The organism is Actinomadura sp., from assembly GCF_044508335.1.
Lineage (GTDB): Bacteria > Actinomycetota > Actinomycetes > Streptosporangiales > Streptosporangiaceae > Spirillospora.
The window spans coordinates 19668-34115 of the sequence record NZ_JBIQHY010000072.1 but is presented as its reverse complement, the minus strand read 5'-3'; the positions used below and the strand labels follow the sequence as shown (position 1 = coordinate 34115).

General features: G+C 74.8%; 13 protein-coding genes and 1 pseudogene. 9 read left to right on the top strand and 5 right to left on the bottom strand.

What is annotated here, in order from left to right:
• The 4 genes and pseudogenes from ACIWVC_RS22620 to ACIWVC_RS22605 all read left to right on the top strand — a co-directional run.
• Positions 1-214 (top strand): annotated as a pseudogene (locus ACIWVC_RS22620) (virulence factor MviN); the annotation flags it as partial.
• Positions 207-1403, top strand: a complete 1197-nt coding sequence (locus ACIWVC_RS22615; RefSeq protein ID WP_396450998.1) for a glycosyltransferase family 4 protein — start codon at positions 207-209, stop codon at positions 1401-1403. The pseudogene ACIWVC_RS22620 and the gene ACIWVC_RS22615, both read left to right, overlap by 8 nt.
• 231 nt (positions 1404-1634) lie before the next feature.
• Positions 1635-2726 (top strand): TerC family protein, encoded by a 1092-nt coding sequence (locus ACIWVC_RS22610; protein ID WP_396454545.1) that lies wholly within the window; start codon positions 1635-1637, stop codon positions 2724-2726.
• A gap of 73 nt (positions 2727-2799) precedes the next feature.
• On the top strand, positions 2800-4995 hold the full coding sequence (locus ACIWVC_RS22605) for an acyl-CoA dehydrogenase (RefSeq protein ID WP_396450996.1): 2196 nt from the start codon (positions 2800-2802) through the stop codon (positions 4993-4995).
• Positions 4996-4998: 3 nt separating this feature from the next.
• Here ACIWVC_RS22605 and ACIWVC_RS22600 read toward each other — a convergent pair whose 3' ends face one another.
• The gene (locus ACIWVC_RS22600; RefSeq protein ID WP_396450994.1) at positions 4999-5352 is read right to left on the bottom strand and encodes a hypothetical protein; all 354 of its coding nucleotides are present in this window, start codon (positions 5350-5352) and stop codon (positions 4999-5001) included.
• 121 nt (positions 5353-5473) lie between these two features.
• Here ACIWVC_RS22600 and ACIWVC_RS22595 point away from each other — a divergent pair, with 121 nt between their 5' ends.
• The 3 genes from ACIWVC_RS22595 to ACIWVC_RS22585 are packed head-to-tail and all read left to right on the top strand — an operon-like array spanning position 5474 to position 8155.
• The gene (locus ACIWVC_RS22595; RefSeq protein ID WP_396450992.1) at positions 5474-5896 is read left to right on the top strand and encodes a hypothetical protein; all 423 of its coding nucleotides are present in this window, start codon (positions 5474-5476) and stop codon (positions 5894-5896) included.
• Entirely contained in the window at positions 5893-6762 is an 870-nt protein-coding gene (locus ACIWVC_RS22590) for an AAA family ATPase (protein WP_396450990.1), read from the top strand. The genes ACIWVC_RS22595 and ACIWVC_RS22590 overlap by 4 nt, the downstream gene beginning before the upstream one ends.
• A gap of 1 nt (position 6763) precedes the next feature.
• A complete protein-coding gene (locus ACIWVC_RS22585; protein ID WP_396454544.1) occupies positions 6764-8155 on the top strand; it encodes a VWA domain-containing protein in 1392 nt (463 codons plus the stop codon).
• On the opposite strand, the gene ACIWVC_RS22580 is transcribed toward ACIWVC_RS22585, so the two are convergent.
• Entirely contained in the window at positions 8152-9534 is a 1383-nt protein-coding gene (locus ACIWVC_RS22580) for an MFS transporter (protein ID WP_396450987.1), read from the bottom strand. The two genes, ACIWVC_RS22585 and ACIWVC_RS22580, sit on opposite strands and share 4 nt — an antisense overlap.
• A gap of 94 nt (positions 9535-9628) precedes the next feature.
• Here ACIWVC_RS22580 and ACIWVC_RS22575 point away from each other — a divergent pair, with 94 nt between their 5' ends.
• Both ACIWVC_RS22575 and ACIWVC_RS22570 read left to right on the top strand, forming a co-directional pair.
• Entirely contained in the window at positions 9629-10123 is a 495-nt protein-coding gene (locus ACIWVC_RS22575; protein WP_396450985.1) for a winged helix-turn-helix transcriptional regulator, read from the top strand.
• A gap of 74 nt (positions 10124-10197) precedes the next feature.
• Complete coding sequence (locus ACIWVC_RS22570) at positions 10198-11790, top strand: adenylate/guanylate cyclase domain-containing protein (protein WP_396454543.1); 1593 nt, start codon at positions 10198-10200, stop codon at positions 11788-11790.
• Here ACIWVC_RS22570 and ACIWVC_RS22565 read toward each other — a convergent pair.
• The 3 genes from ACIWVC_RS22565 to ACIWVC_RS22555 form a co-directional block, all read right to left on the bottom strand.
• Entirely contained in the window at positions 11787-12347 is a 561-nt protein-coding gene (locus tag ACIWVC_RS22565; RefSeq protein ID WP_396454542.1) for a hypothetical protein, read from the bottom strand. The genes ACIWVC_RS22570 and ACIWVC_RS22565 overlap by 4 nt on opposite strands.
• Positions 12348-12637: 290 nt before the next feature.
• Positions 12638-13267, bottom strand: coding sequence for an MBL fold metallo-hydrolase (locus ACIWVC_RS22560; RefSeq protein ID WP_396450980.1), 630 nt, complete (start codon positions 13265-13267; stop codon positions 12638-12640).
• Positions 13267-14352, bottom strand: coding sequence for an S-(hydroxymethyl)mycothiol dehydrogenase (locus ACIWVC_RS22555; RefSeq protein WP_396454541.1), 1086 nt, complete (start codon positions 14350-14352; stop codon positions 13267-13269). The genes ACIWVC_RS22560 and ACIWVC_RS22555 overlap by 1 nt, the downstream gene beginning before the upstream one ends.
• Between the last annotated feature and the right edge of the window lie 96 nt (positions 14353-14448).

Below are 14448 nucleotides of genomic sequence, written 5' to 3'. Positions count from 1 at the left end.
CGTGCTGGGCGGCGCGGCCGGCGGCGCCGCCGGCTACGCGGTCGCCGCGCTGCTCGGCCTCGGCGGCACCGGTCCGGCCGGCGAGCTGCGCAACGTCGGGACCGGGGCGCTCGCCGCGCTGGTCGCCGGCGCGGTGTTCCTGATCATCGCTTTCGTGCTCGACGGCCGCGACCTGCGCGCCGTCCTCACCCGGAAGGTGACACGCAATGGCTGACAACCGGGACCTGGACGGGCTGCGCGTCGCGCTCGTCCTCGGCACGAGCGCGGGCGGCGTCGGGCGGCACGTCCGGTCCGTCGCGGCGGGCATCGCCGGGCGCGGCGCCCGCGTGCTCGTGTGCGGGCCCGCGCAGACCGAGGAGCAGTTCGGCTTCACCGCCGCCGGCGCCGCGTTCGCCGAGGTGGACCTCGCCGACCGGCCCCGCCCGGTGCGGGACGCGAAGGCGGTGGCGCGGCTGCGGTCGCTGCTGCGCGGCGCCGACGTCGTGCACGCGCACGGGCTGCGGGCCGGCGCCCTCGCCGCGGCGGCGGGCGCGCGGGTCGCGCCGGGGCCGCTGCGGTTCTCGCGGGGCGGCCCGCCGCTCGTCGTCACCCTGCACAACGCCGTGATCGCGGGCGGGCGGACGGCCGCCGTGTACGGGGCGCTGGAGCGGGTCGTGGCGCGCGGCGCCACCCGCGTCCTCGGAGTCTCGCCCGACCTGGAGGAGCGGATGCGCTCGCTCGGCGCCAGGTCGGTGGGGCACGCGATCGTGCCCGCGCCGGCGCCGCGGGCGCAGCCGGGCCCGGCCGTCCGCGCCGACCTGCGGGCGGAGCTGGGCGTGGGGGAGCGGCCGCTGATCCTCACGGTGGGGCGGCTCGCGGCGCAGAAGGGCCTGCCCACGCTGCTGGACGCCGCCGCCGTGTGGGCGGGACGCACCCCGCCGCCGCTCGTCGCGATCGCCGGCGACGGCCCCCTGGAGGCCGGCCTGCGCGCCCGGATCGAGGCCGAGGACCTGCCCGTCCGGCTGCTCGGCCGCCGCTCCGACGTCCCCGGCCTGCTGGCCGCGTGCGACGTGGCGGTCGTGCCGAGCGTGTGGGAGGGGCAGCCGCTGGTCGTCCAGGAGATCCTGCGGGCCGGCCGGCCGCTGGTCGCCACCCGCGTCGGCGGAATCCCCGGCATGGTCGGCGCGGGACGGCCCGCGGGGGACTCGCTGCTGCACGGGCCGGAGAGCGACGCGGCGCTGCTGGTGCCGCCGGGGGACGCGGAGGCGCTGGAGCGCGCGGTGAGCCGCGTCCTGGACGACCCGTCCCTCGCCGCGCGGCTCGCCTCCGCCGCCGCCGAGCGCTCGGCCCTGCTGCCGGGCGAGGACGACGCGGTCGACCAGCTCGCGAACGTCTACCGGGAACTGGCCGACGGCCGGCGCTGAGCCTTGGACGCTCGAACCGGGGACATGGTTCGGAACCGGGTCGAAGGATTTCCGGCGGAAGGGGAACGCCCCCGCGCCGGCCCGCGTTGAAGTAGGCATTGGAGGGGAGTATCCCCGCGCACGGTTCCCGTCAGTACGGCCGGCCCATGCCGGCCCGGGTTCCGCGGCCCGCTTCGCTGCAGGGCGGGAGAGACCTCCAGCGCTCGTTCGTGTCCGCTGGAGGTGTTCACGCTGAACGTCCCGCCCCTGGTGTGGGGCCTGACCATCGCAGGCATCCTCGCCGTCATCGCAGCCGACCTCTTCCTGATCCACCGCAACGACACGCGGGAGTTCACCACCCGCAGGGCCGCGTTCTGGTCCGCCGTCTACATCGGCCTGGCGGTGCTGTTCGGCATCGGCGTCTGGCTGTTCGCCGGCGGCCGGTACGCCGGCGAGTACTTCGGCGGGTTCGTCACCGAGAAGAGCCTCAGCGTCGACAACCTCTTCGTGTTCATGGTGATCCTCGCGCGGTTCGCGGTGCCGAAGCAGGCGCAGCACGCCGTGCTGATGGCGGGCATCGTGATCGCGCTGGTGCTGCGCGGCCTGTTCATCGCGGTCGGCGCCGCGGCGATCTCGACCTTCACGTGGGTCTTCTTCATCTTCGGCGCGTTCCTGCTGTGGACGGCGATCGGGCTGGTGCGCGGCGGCGCCGAAGACGAGGAGTTCAAGGAGAACCGGCTGCTGCGATGGGCCAGGCGCGTCATCCCCGCCTCGGAGGAGTACGACGGGAGCCGCTTCGTCACCCGGGCGGGCGGCCGCCGGCTGATGACGCCGATGGCCATCGTGATGATCGCGATCGGCTCGACCGACGTGCTGTTCGCGCTGGACTCCATCCCGGCGATCTTCGGGCTGACCACCGAGCCCTACCTGGTGTTCACCGCCAACGCGTTCGCGCTGATGGGCCTCGTCCAGCTGTACTTCCTGATCGGCGGGCTCACCGACCGGCTCGTGTACCTGGCGCACGGGCTGGCGTTCATCCTCGGCTTCATCGGGGTCAAGCTGATCTTCCACGCGCTGCACGAGTACGGTGTCGCCTGGGCGCCGGACATCCCGATCTGGCTGTCCCTCGCGGTGATCGCCGGGACGCTCGCGGCCACCACCGCGGCGAGCCTCGCAGCCGGGCGCAGGCCCGCGCGTTCCGGGCTGCGCGAGCCGCTGCGCGAGATCGGCGCGGACCGGGCCGACGCCGAGAAGGGCGGCGGGGAGAAGGGCGGCGGGGGCGAGCCCGGCGCGGTCGCGTCCCGCGCGGACGGGCCGGACGCCGCCGCGACACGGGGAGGCTGAAACCCGCGGCACTCCCCACTGACCCGAATCCTGTTCTAGAATCTCGGTCAAAAGGTCTGAGAGAGGGTTACGCATGGCGATCGGGCTGACCGAGGAGCACGAGGCACTCGCCGAATCGGTGCGGGGCTTCGCCGAGCGCAACATCCCGGCGACGGCCGTCCGGGCCGTGCTGGACGCCGACGAGGAGACCAGGCCCGGGTTCTGGCCCGCCCTGGCGGAGCAGGGCCTGCTGGGCCTGCACCTGCCCGAGGAGCACGGCGGGCAGGGCTACGGGCTGCTCGAGCTGTCGGTCGTGCTGGAGGAGCTGGGCCGGGCCGCCGCGCCCGGGCCGTTCCTGCCCACCGTCCTCGCGAGCGCGGTCGTCGACGCCTCCAGCAACGCCAAGCTGCGCGCGGAGCTGCTGCCCGCGCTCGCCGACGGTTCGAAGACCGCGGCGGTCGCGCTGGACGGCGCGCTGACCGGGCGCCGCGACGGCGACTCGCTGGTGGTGTCCGGCACCTCCGGGACGGTGCTCGGCGCCGCGCTCGCCGACGTGATCGTCCTGCCGGTCGCGGCCGAGGACGGCGAGCAGTGGGTCGCGGTGGACGCCGCCGACCTCACCGTCACCCCGGTCGCGAGCCTGGACCGGGTCCGCCGGGTCGCCGCCGTGGAGGCGTCCGGCGTGGCCGTCGCCGCCGACCGCGTCGCCGACGGCCTCACCGCCGGCCGCGTCCGGGACCTGGCCGCCGCGCTCTTCGGCGCCGAGGCCGCCGGGCTCGCCGGCTGGCTGGTGACCACCGCGGCCGACTACGCCAAGGTCCGCGAGCAGTTCGGCCGCCCGATCGGCCAGTTCCAGGGCGTCAAGCACAAGGCCGCCCGCGCGCTGATCGCGCTGGAGCAGGCCCGCGCCGCCGCCTGGGACGCCGCCCGCGCCCTGGACGAGGGCGCCGAGGAGGCCGGGTTCGCCGCGGCCGTCTCCGCCGTCATCGCGGTGGACGCCGGCGTGCAGACCGCCCGCGACGCCATCCAGATCCTCGGCGGCATCGGCTTCACCTGGGAGCACGACGCGCACGTCTACCTGCGCCGCGCGCTCACGCTGCGGGCGCTGCTCGGCCCGTCCAAGGACTGGGCCGCGAAGGTCGCGGCGCTGGCCCTCGGCGGCGGCCGCCGCGAGGTCGTCCTCGAACTCGACGCCGACGCCCAGCCGCTGCGCGAGCGGATCCGCGCGGAGATCGCCGAGCTGGCCGCGATCGGGGACAAGGACGCCCTGGCCGCGCGGATGGGCGACGAGGGCTGGACCGTCCCGCACTTCCCCAAGCCGTGGGGGCGGGAGGCCGGGCCGGTCGAGCAGATCCTCATCCAGCAGGAGCTGAAGGCCGCCAAGGTCAAGGCCCCGAACCTGGGGATCGGCGCGTGGCTGGTGCCGTCCCTCGTCCGCTACGGGTCGGAGGAGCAGAAGGAGCGCTTCCTGCGCCCGACGCTGCGCGGCAAGATCGTCTGGTGCCAGCTGTTCTCCGAGCCGGGCGCCGGGTCCGACCTCGCGTCCCTGTCGATGAAGGCGGAGCGCGTCGAGGGCGGCTGGAAGCTGACCGGCCAGAAGATCTGGACGTCCCTGGCCCAGCACGCCCAGTGGGGCTTCTGCATCGCCCGCACCGACCCGGACGCGCCCAAGCACGACGGCATCACCTACTTCCTCGTCGACATGAAGGCCCCGGGCGTGGACGTCCGGCCGCTGCGCGAGCTGACCGGCGACGCGCTGTTCAACGAGGTGTTCCTGGACGGCGTTTTCGTCCCGGACGAGCAGGTCGTCGGCGAGGTCAACCGCGGCTGGCAGGTCGCGCGCAACACGCTGTCCAACGAGCGGGTGTCGCTGTCGACCGGCGGCGGGCTCGGCATGGGCGTCCCCGAGCTGCTGAACTTCTTCAGGAACCGCGAGCTGGACGCGGTCGCCACCGCCGAGGTCGGCGAGCTCGTCGCGCAGGGCCAGTCGATCGACCTGCTGGGGCTGCGCACCACCCTGAAGCAGCTGAACGGCGTGGAGCCGGGCGCGGAGGCCAGCGTCCGCAAGCTCCTCGGCGTGCAGTTCAACCAGGACGTCGCCGACTACTGCTGGGCCGCCCAGGGCGCTGCGGCCGCGACGGAGGTCCCCATGACCGAGAGCGGCATCGTCGGCCGCGCCATGCTGTTCAGCCGCGCGATGACCATCTACGGCGGGACGACCGAGGTCCAGCTGAACATCATCGGCGAGCGCATCCTCGGCCTGCCGCGCGACCCGGAGCCCGGCAAGTAGGCGCTACCGGCGCGGGCGGAAGGTGTAGGTGAAGTTCACCAGGACGATGCCGGCGATGACGAGCAGCAGGCCGGGCAGGCCGGCGTTGACGACGCCGATCGCGCTGAGCGGGATGGCGGCGAGCAGCGACAGCACGGCCATGGCCAGGCTGTGATCGCGTCCCGCGCCGGCGTCGGCGCCGTACCGCGGCGCGGGCGCCGGGCGGGGCCGCGGCGCCGCGGCGGCGCGGGCGTCGAGCGCCTGCTCGATGCGGTCCACGACCGTCTCGATGAAGGCGTCGTCGTAGTCGGGGCCGAGCTCGCGCCGGGCCGCCATCGCCGCCGTGATGTCCTCGCGCGGCAGTCCTGGGGTCGTCATGCCTCCGTTATAGGCCGCGGGGGGTCCGGCCGCCTCACCCCGAGGGGCGAACCGTCCGGTACCCCGCAGGTAGCAACCGGAATAAACTGCCGCTTTCGCCGCAGATCCATGGGAGGTCTCCGTGACCCGTTCGAGCGTCCTCGCCGTCTGCGCCGCCGCCGTGCTCGCGCTGGGCGGGTGCGGCGGGGGTGAGAAGAAGGACGCGGCGGAAGCCGATCCGTCCGCGCCGGCGACGGCGCTGGCGCCGATACCGGTGGTGAAGCCGTCCGACGTCAGGCCGCTCGTCGGGCGGTGGGTCGGCACGGCCGAGGACTACTTCCAGTTCACGGCCGACGGCAGCGGCGTGTGGGTGCGGAACGGGCGGAAGCTGTGGAGCGGCACGGCCATCCCCGAGGGCGGGGGCAGGTTCCGGTTCTCCTGGAAGGGCGGCGACCCGCAGACCGCGTCGTACTGGGGCGTCAGCCTGGAGGACGAGCACACGCTGGTGTTCGCCGGGACCAACCAGAAGTACAAGAGGGTCGCTGCGAAGAAGGGCAAGGGATGACCGACGGAATGTTCGCCTCGCCCGCCGACGCGGCGGCCAGGCTGGCCGGGGTGCGCTATCTGGCGGACGAGGCGATCGCGACGACCGTCTTCCTCGCGCAGGCGCTGGGGAAGCCGCTGCTGGTCGAGGGCCCGGCCGGGGTCGGCAAGACGGAGCTGGCGAAGGCCGTCGCGGCGGCGACCGGCGCGGAGCTGATCCGGCTGCAGTGCTACGAGGGGCTGGACGAGGCCCGCGCCCTCTACGAGTTCAACTACAAGAAGCAGCTGCTCGCCATCCAGGCCGCCCCCGCGGACCGGGCGTGGCAGGAGACCCACGACGACATCTTCTCCGAGGAGTTCCTGCTGGAGCGGCCGCTGCTCGCGGCGATCCGGCGGACCGGCCCGACCGTCCTGCTGATCGACGAGGCGGACAAGGCCGACGTCGAGGTGGAGGGCATGCTGCTGGAGGTCCTGTCGGACTTCCAGGTGACGATCCCCGAGCTCGGCACGGTCAGCGCGGTTCGGCGCCCGTTCGTGGTCATCACCTCCAACGCGGCGCGGGAGCTGTCGGAGGCGCTCAAGCGCCGCTGCCTGTACCTGCACCTGGACTACCCGGCGCCCGAGCGGGAACGCGACATCGTCCTCGCGCAGGTGCCGGGGATCGAGGCGGAGCTGGCCGAGCAGCTCGTCCGCACGGTCGGGACGCTGCGCGACCTGGAGATCAAGAAGGCGCCCTCCATCGCCGAGACGGTCGACTGGGCGCGCACGCTGCTCGCCCTCGGCCTGGACGACCTGGACGAGGCCGCCGTCGCGCGGACCCTCGGCGTCGTCCTGAAGCACGTCTCCGACCAGGAGCGCGCCGCCAGGGAACTGGGGCTGCGGAGCTGACATGGCGTCCCTCGTCGACCGGCACACCGGGTTCGTGGCGGAGCTGCGCCGGGCGGGCCTGCCGGTGTCGGTGGCGGAGGGCCTGGACGCGGTCCGCGCGATGCAGGCGGTGGACCTGCTCGACCGCGAGGCGCTGCGCGCCGCCTACGCCGCGACGGTGGTGAAGCGGCCGCAGCACCGGCCGACGTTCGACACGATCTTCGACCTGTGGTTCCCGGCCGCGATCGGGGACGGCGCCGCGACGGAGCCGGACCGCGCCGCCCGGACGCTCGGCGGCGACGGGCGCCCCGTCCCGCCCGCGCTGGACCCGCACGTGCAGGCCCGCCGCGACGAGCTGGCCGAGCTGCTGCTGTCCGGCGACGACGCGGGCCTGCGGCAGTTCGCCCGGCTCGCGGTCGCCGAGTTCGGGCGGACGCCGGGGCAGGAGTCGTGGTTCTCCTCCGGCGTCGTCGGCGCGCTGTCCCCCGACACGCTGATGGCGCGGCTGCTCAGCGCCGTCCTCGGCGAGCGGGAGCGCGGCGGGATGGCCGAGCGGGTGGCGCGCCGGACGTTCCGCGGCCGCATCGACCGGTTCCGGGACCTGGTCGCGGCCGAGGTCCGCCGCCGCATCGCCGAGGACACCGGTGTCGAGCGCACCGCCCGCATCGCCGTCCGCCCGCCGCTGGAGCGCCTGGACTTCGCCGGCGCGAGCCGTGCGGAGATGGAGGCGCTCCGGCGCGAGGTGCATCCGCTGGCCCGCAAGCTCGCGTCGCGGCTGGTGCAGAAGCAGCGGCACGGCCGCCGCGGGCGGCTCGACTTCCGCCGGACGGTCCGGGCGTCGCTGGCCAGCGGGGGCGTGCCGCTCACCACCCACCACCGGCCGCGCCGCCCGCACAAGCCGGAGCTGGTCGTGCTGTGCGACGCCAGCGACTCGGTGTCGGCGTTCGCGCACTTCACGCTGCTGCTGACGTTCGCGCTGCGCGAGCAGTTCAGCAAGGTCCGCGCGTTCGCGTTCATCGACGCCACCGATGAGATCACCGAGTACTTCGCGCCCGGCACGGACGTCGTGGACGCGATGGCCCGGCTCGCCGCCGAGGCCGACCTCGTCTGGATCACCGGCCGCTCCAACTACGGCCACGCCATCAAGGTGTTCGACGAGAAGTACCGCGACGCGATCACGTCCAAGACGTCCCTGCTCATCCTGGGCGACGCCCGCTCCAACTACGGGGACCTGTCCCTGCCGATCCTGCGGTCGATGGTGGACACCGCCCGGCACGCGTACTGGCTCAACCCCGAACCGCGCGCCCAGTGGGACACCGGCGACTCGGCCGCGTCCCGATACGGCGAGCTGGTCCCCATGTTCGAGTGCCGCAACCTGACCCAGCTCGCCGCCTTCATCGAGGAGCTCGCCTAGGCGCGGTCGCGGATCAGCAGGGCGAGGGCCGCGTAGGCGAGGGCGGCGGCCGCCGAGACGACCATCGCGACGTTCGTGCCGTGCGCCAGCGCGGACGGGGCGTGCCCGGAGCCGGTCGCGACGGCCCCCACGACCGCCGTGCCCAGCGACGCCCCGATGTAGCGGGCGGTGTTGTTCGCCCCGGCGCCCATGCTGGCGCGGTCGGCGGGGACGCTCTCCACCGCCAGCCGGGCGAGCATCGCGTTGGTGAGGCCGCTCGCGACGCCCGCGACGGCCAGGCCGGGGGCGAGGCGCCACCAGTGCGCGTCCGGGGCGAGCCCGGCCAGCGCGAACTCGCCGGCGGCGGCGAGCGCGAACCCCGCGGCCAGCAGCCGCCGGACGGGCAGCCGGGCCGGCAGCCGGTGCGCCTGCAGGGCGACGGCGAACGACAGCGTGGACCAGATCGCCAGCACCAGCGCCGCCTCGACCGGCGACAGGCCCATCACCAGGCTCATCATCGTCGCCAGGTAGGTCATGACGCCGATCACGGCGAGCCCGGTGACGAGCGCGCCCGTCACCGACAGCAGGAACGCCGGGCGCCGGAACAGCGCCAGCTCGACGAGCGGCACCGGCCGCCGGGCCTCGACCAGCACGAAGGCGGCCAGCAGGACGGCCGCGACCGCGAGCAGCGCGAGGACGGCGGGCTGCGTCCAGCCGGTGCGGCCCCAGGTGATCGCCGCCGTCAGCGCCGCGACGCCGAGGCTCATCGTGGCGAGGCCCGGCACGTCCACGCCGCGCCGGCGCTCGGCGCGGGACTCCTCCAGCGCGCGGGCCGCCACCGCGAGCAGCGCGGCCGCGGCGACCGTCGTCCAGTACCAGACCCGCCAGCCGCCGAGCACGGTCAGCCCGGCCGCGGCGATCGGGCCGAGCGCGATGCCGAGGCCGACCATCGCGCCCCACATCCCGGTGGCCCGCGCCCGGCGCGGGCCGGGCTCGAACGAGGCGCCGATGATGCCGAGCCCGGTCACCAGCAGCGCCGCGCTGGCGGCGCCCTGCACGATCCGGCCGGCGACGAACACCGCGGCGTTCGGCGCGAGCGCGCACGCCACGCTGGAGGCGGCGAGCACCGCCGCGCCGAGCATGAACGTCCGCCTGCGCCCGCGGTCGTCGGCGAGGCCGCCGGCCGCGAGCAGTGCCGCCGAGAGGCCGAGGCTGATCGAGCTCATCAGCCAGATCTGCGCGGTCGCGCCGGCGTGCAGACCGCGCGCGGTGTCGGCGAGCGTCGCCGCCGGGGCGCAGTAGTTCATGAGGGCGAGCAGGGTGGCGGCGGCCGGCAGCGTCAGCGCGGCGGCCGGGACGGGCACGCGGCGCGCCCCGCGGGGTGCGGCCAGGGTCGTCATGGGATCTCCTGAAGTTCAGTGAATGAACTAACGGAGGCGACCGTAGCACGACTCGGTTCGATGAATGAACTCCTTGGCGAGTAATGTTGGACGCATGGCACTCGGCAAGGACTACGCGGCGCAGGACTGCTCGCTGGCCCGTGCGCTGGAGGTCGTGGGGGAGCGCTGGACGCTGCTGATCATCCGGGACGCCTTCTACGGCGTGCGCCGGTTCAGCGACTTCCTCGTCCACCTGGACATCCCGCGGGCGGTGCTGTCGGCGCGCCTGCAGTCGCTCGTCGAGACCGGCGTCCTCGCCAAGGACGGCCACGACTACGTCCTGACGGAGATGGGCAAGGAGCTGTGGCCCGCCGTCCACACGCTCGCCCGCTGGGCCGAGGACCACCTGTCCTCCGAGCAGTGCCGCATCTTCCTGCACGCCGCCTGCGGCACCCGGATCGGCCCGGACGGGACGTGCGCCGCCTGCGAGCGCCACGTCCGGCCGGACGAGCTGGAGATGCACGCCGGGCCCGGGGCGCGGCGCCGCACCGACCCGGTCAGCGTGATCCTGCGGTCCCCGCACCGCATGCTGGACCCGATTCGCACCTGAGTGAGCGATCACGCCCCCGAGTCGCGCGCCCCGTGTGGGGATATGGGGGATTTGACCGACTACTCTGCTCGCTCATGGAGACCGAAAGGGCGGAGCCTGCGCCGCGGGCCAGGCGGAGCCTTCTCGGTCCGCTGTGGCGGTTCATCGACGGGGCGCCCGGCGACTCCCGCGCCCGGATCGCCCGCCGGGCGCGGATCCTCGTCACGATCGCCACCGGCCTCGCCAACCTCGGCGGCGCGCTCGTCGTACTCGCGTTCGCCGTCGTCGTCCCCGACCCGGTCGGGCACGTCTCCGAGCGGCTCCGCCTCATCAACCTGGGCGTCTTCACCGGCTACGTGGCGGCGGCCCTGCCGGTCGGGCTGCTGCTCGGCGAGCGGTTCTTCCGCCGCGTCCGGCGCCTCGTCGAGCGGCACGACGAACCCGACCGGCACGAGCGCGCCCTGCTGCTGTACGGGCCGCTGCGGCTGATGGCCCTGCACCTCACGCTGTGGGCCATCGGGACGATCGGCTGGGTCGTCATCAACGCGCCGTTCTCCGCGCTGCTCGCCGTCAAGCTCGGCCTGACCAGCCTCCTGGGCGGCCTCACCACCTGCACGGTCGTCTACCTGCTGACGGAGCGGCTGCTGCGGCGCTCGGTGACGACCGCGCTGGACAGCGAACTGCCGACCCGCACCGGCCTGCCCGGCGTCGTCGCCCGCTCGGTGCTCGCCTGGGGGCTCGGCACCGCCGTCCCGATCCTCGGGCTGATCACCCTCGCGATCGGCTCCTTCCTCATCGCCAAGATCACCGTGCGGGACTTCGCGGTCGCGGTGCTCGCGCTCGGCGGCATCGCGCTGCTCGTCGGGCTCGGCGTCACCTACACCGCCGCCCGCGCCATCGCCGACCCGGTCGAGTCCGTGCGGCGCGGCCTGGCCCGCGTCCAGCGCGGCGACCTGGACGTCGAGGTGCCCGTCTACGACGCCAGCGAGGTCGGGCTGCTGCAGGCCGGGTTCAACCACATGGCCGCCGGGCTGCGCGAGCACGAGCGGCTCCGCGACCTGTTCGGCCGGCAGGTCGGCGCGGACGTCGCCCGCGTCGCCGTCGAGCGCGGCATCGACCTCGGCGGCGAGCTGCGCGAGGTCGCCGTCGTCTTCGTGGACATCATCGGCTCCACCCGGCTCGCCGCCGACCGGCCGCCCGCCGAGGTCGTCCGGCTGCTGAACGACTTCTTCGCCGTGGTCGTCGAGGTCATCGGCGCGCACGGCGGCTGGATCAACAAGTTCGAGGGGGACGCCGCGCTCGCCGTCTTCGGGGCGCCGCTCCCGCTGGACGGCGCGCCGAGCCGCGCCCTCGCCGCGTCCCGCGAGCTGGCCCGCCGGCTGCGCGAGGAGGTCCCGGAGCTGCGCGCCGCGATCGGGGTCTCCGCGGGCGAGGCCGTCGCCGGGCACATCGGCGCGGAGGAGCGCTTCGAGTACACGGTGATCGGCGACCCGGTGAACGAGGCGGCCCGCCTCACCGACATGGCGAAGGGCACCGAGGAGCGCGTCCTCGCGGCGGGCTCCCTCGTCGCGCAGGCCGATCCGGAGGAGGCCGCGTGCTGGTCCCTCGGCGACGAGGTCACCCTGCGCGGCCGGACGCGCGCCACCCGGCTCGCGGCGCCCCGCCCGTCCGAGCCCGTGCCGTCCTAGGACGGGCCGAGGGTCGCGCCGTTCAGCGTCGTGTAGAACGGCGACTCCGACAGCCGCGACCCCTTCTCCTCGCCGAGGTAGACGTCGGCGTGGTTCTCGCCCCCGTACCCGGGCCGGAACAGGTCGGTGACCGTCCAGCGGGCCCCGCGGAACGCCGCGCAGACCTTCGGCTCGATCGGGCGGCCGCTGCCGTCCCTGCCGCAACCGAGGATCGCGAACCGCTGCCCCCGCGCGAGGACCGACCTGTCGGCCGCCGCCGACGTCCACGGCTTGAGCGGGCGGCCCCGCGAGTCGCGCGTCGAGTCGTCCAGCCAGAACCCGACGCTGTGCGACCAGTTGAGGTACCGGCCGCGTCGCGGCCCCCCGGTGATGCGGCCGCTGCCCTCCATCTGGACGACCTTGAGGAAGTCCTCCGGGTACTTCCCGAGCGGCGTCCTCCCGTGCGAGCAGTGGAACCGCGCGCAGCCCTTCACGGCCTTCAGCTCGCCGTCGTAGAGGCTTTCCAGCGCCGTGTAGTAGGTGGTGACGCGCCACCCGCCGGCGCGCCCAAGCAGCACGGGACCTGCGGACCCGCTCACGGCCGGTGCGCTCACGGCCGGTGCGCTCACGGCCGGTGCGCTCACGGCCGGTGCGGGCGCGGCCGGTGCGGTCGCGGTCGGCGGCGCCGCGTCCGCGCCCCGCGCGCTCTGGCCGCACCCCGCCATCGCGCCGCACAGCAGGAGCGCCAGCGGTGCCCCGCGCCGCATCGCACCCCCTGGCCCGCCCGGAGACTCGGGGACGGTTCGTCCGTCCTCGCGGACTCTACCGCGGGGGCGGCCGCCCCGGCCCGGGATCGCCGCCCTTCGCGTCAGTGGCCGCGGGCCACCCACTCGTCCAGGTGCGGGGCCTCCGCGCCGATCGTGGTGGAGTCGCCGTGCCCGGTGCGGACGGTCGTCCCCGCCGGCAGCGTCAGCAGCCGGTCCCGGATCGACGCGATGATCGTCGGGAAGTCGGAGAACGACCGGCCGGTGGCGCCCGGCCCGCCGTTGAACAGCGTGTCGCCGGAGAACACCGTCCCCAGTTCGGGCGCGTACAGGCAGACGGCGCCGGGGGAGTGGCCGGGGGTGTGCAGGACGGTCAGCTCGGTGCCCGCCACGGTGATGACCTGCCCGTCGGCGAGCTCCCCGTCCGGGAGGGTGTCCGGGTGCTTCCGCTTCCACAGCATCAGGTCGTCCGGGTGCAGCAGGATCGGCGCGCCCGTCCGGGCCCGGAGCGCGGGCGCCGCGTCGATGTGGTCGTCGTGGCCGTGCGTGGACACGATGGCCGCGAGCCGCCGGCCGCCGACCGCCGCCGCGATCGCGTCGGCGTCGTGCGCGGCGTCGATGACGACCGCCTCGCTGTCGTCGCCGACGATCCAGACGTTGTTGTCGACGTCCCAGGTGCCGCCGTCCAGCGAGAACGTCCCGGACGTGACGATGTGGTCGATCCGCGCCGCCATCAGAGGACCACCACCGAGCGCAGCACGTCGCCGCGGTGCATCTTCTCGAACGCGGCCTCCACGTCGTCCAGCCCGATGGTCTCGGACACGAACGCGTCCAGGTCCAGGCGGCCCTGCAGGTACAGGTCGATGAGCATCGGGAAGTCGCGCGAGGGCAGGCAGTCGCCGTACCAGGACGACTTCAGCGACCCGCCGCGCCCGAAGACGTCCAGCAGCGGCAGTTCGAGCCTCATCTCCGGCGTCGGCACGCCCACGAGCACCACCGTGCCGGCGAGGTCCCGCGCGTAGAACGCCTGCTCGTAGGTCTCCGGGCGGCCGACCGCGTCCACGACCACGTCGGCGCCGAACCCGCCGGTCAGCTCCCGGACGGTCTCGACCACGTCCTTCTCCCGCGCGTTCACCGTGTGGGTGGCGCCGAGGGCCGACGCGGAGGTCAGCTTCCGCTCGTCCAGGTCCACCGCGATGATCTTCGCGGCGCCGGCCAGCCGCGCGCCGAGCACGGCCGCCGAGCCGACGCCGCCGCAGCCGATGACCGCGACCGAGTCGCCCCGCCCGACCTGCCCGGTGTTGATCGCCGCGCCGAGCCCGGCCATCACCCCGCACCCGAGCAGCCCCGCCACCTCGGGCCTGGCCGCCCGGTCGACCTTCGTGCACTGCCCGGCCGCCACCAGCGTCTTGTCGGCGAACGCGCCGATCCCGAGCGCCGGCGACAGCTCGGTGCCGTCCTCCAGCGTCATCTTCTGCTCGGCGTTGTGCGTGTCGAAGCAGTACCAGGGGCGCCCCCGCAGGCATGCCCGGCACTGCCCGCACACCGCCCGCCAGTTCAGGACGACGAAGTCGCCCGGCGCCACCTCGGTCACCCCGTCGCCGACCGACTCCACCACCCCGGCGGCCTCGTGGCCGAGCAGGAACGGGAACTCGTCGCTGATCCCGCCCTCGCGGTAGTGCAGGTCGGTGTGGCAGACCCCGCACGCCTGGACCCGGACGACCGCCTCGCCCGGCCCCGGGTCCGGAACGTTGATCGTCTCGATCCGCACCGGCTGCCCCTTGCCCGGTGCGACGACCCCGCGTACCTGCTGCGCCATGCTGCCGCCTCTCCTCGTCTCGCTCTCCTCCCGACCCTATATTTCCGGCCCCGCCGTATCCCGGCCCGAGCCGCCCGGCCCGCCGCCGTCCCGCGG

What these genes read in the sequence shown, in the direction of transcription:
- ACIWVC_RS22580 (WP_396450987.1), bottom strand. Translation starts at nt 9,534, where the DNA reads ATGACGACCCTGGCCGCACCCCGCGGGGCGCGCCGCGTGCCCGTCCCG.
- ACIWVC_RS22560 (WP_396450980.1), bottom strand. Translation starts at nt 13,267, where the DNA reads ATGGCGGCGCGGATCGACCACATCGTCACGTCCGGGACGTTCTCGCTG.
- ACIWVC_RS22585 (WP_396454544.1), top strand. Translation starts at nt 6,764, where the DNA reads ATGGCGTCCCTCGTCGACCGGCACACCGGGTTCGTGGCGGAGCTGCGC.
- ACIWVC_RS22575 (WP_396450985.1), top strand. Translation starts at nt 9,629, where the DNA reads ATGGCACTCGGCAAGGACTACGCGGCGCAGGACTGCTCGCTGGCCCGT.
- ACIWVC_RS22605 (WP_396450996.1), top strand. Translation starts at nt 2,800, where the DNA reads ATGGCGATCGGGCTGACCGAGGAGCACGAGGCACTCGCCGAATCGGTG.
- ACIWVC_RS22570 (WP_396454543.1), top strand. Translation starts at nt 10,198, where the DNA reads ATGGAGACCGAAAGGGCGGAGCCTGCGCCGCGGGCCAGGCGGAGCCTT.
- ACIWVC_RS22590 (WP_396450990.1), top strand. Translation starts at nt 5,893, where the DNA reads ATGACCGACGGAATGTTCGCCTCGCCCGCCGACGCGGCGGCCAGGCTG.
- ACIWVC_RS22555 (WP_396454541.1), bottom strand. Translation starts at nt 14,352, where the DNA reads ATGGCGCAGCAGGTACGCGGGGTCGTCGCACCGGGCAAGGGGCAGCCG.
- ACIWVC_RS22615 (WP_396450998.1), top strand. Translation starts at nt 207, where the DNA reads ATGGCTGACAACCGGGACCTGGACGGGCTGCGCGTCGCGCTCGTCCTC.
- ACIWVC_RS22600 (WP_396450994.1), bottom strand. Translation starts at nt 5,352, where the DNA reads ATGACGACCCCAGGACTGCCGCGCGAGGACATCACGGCGGCGATGGCG.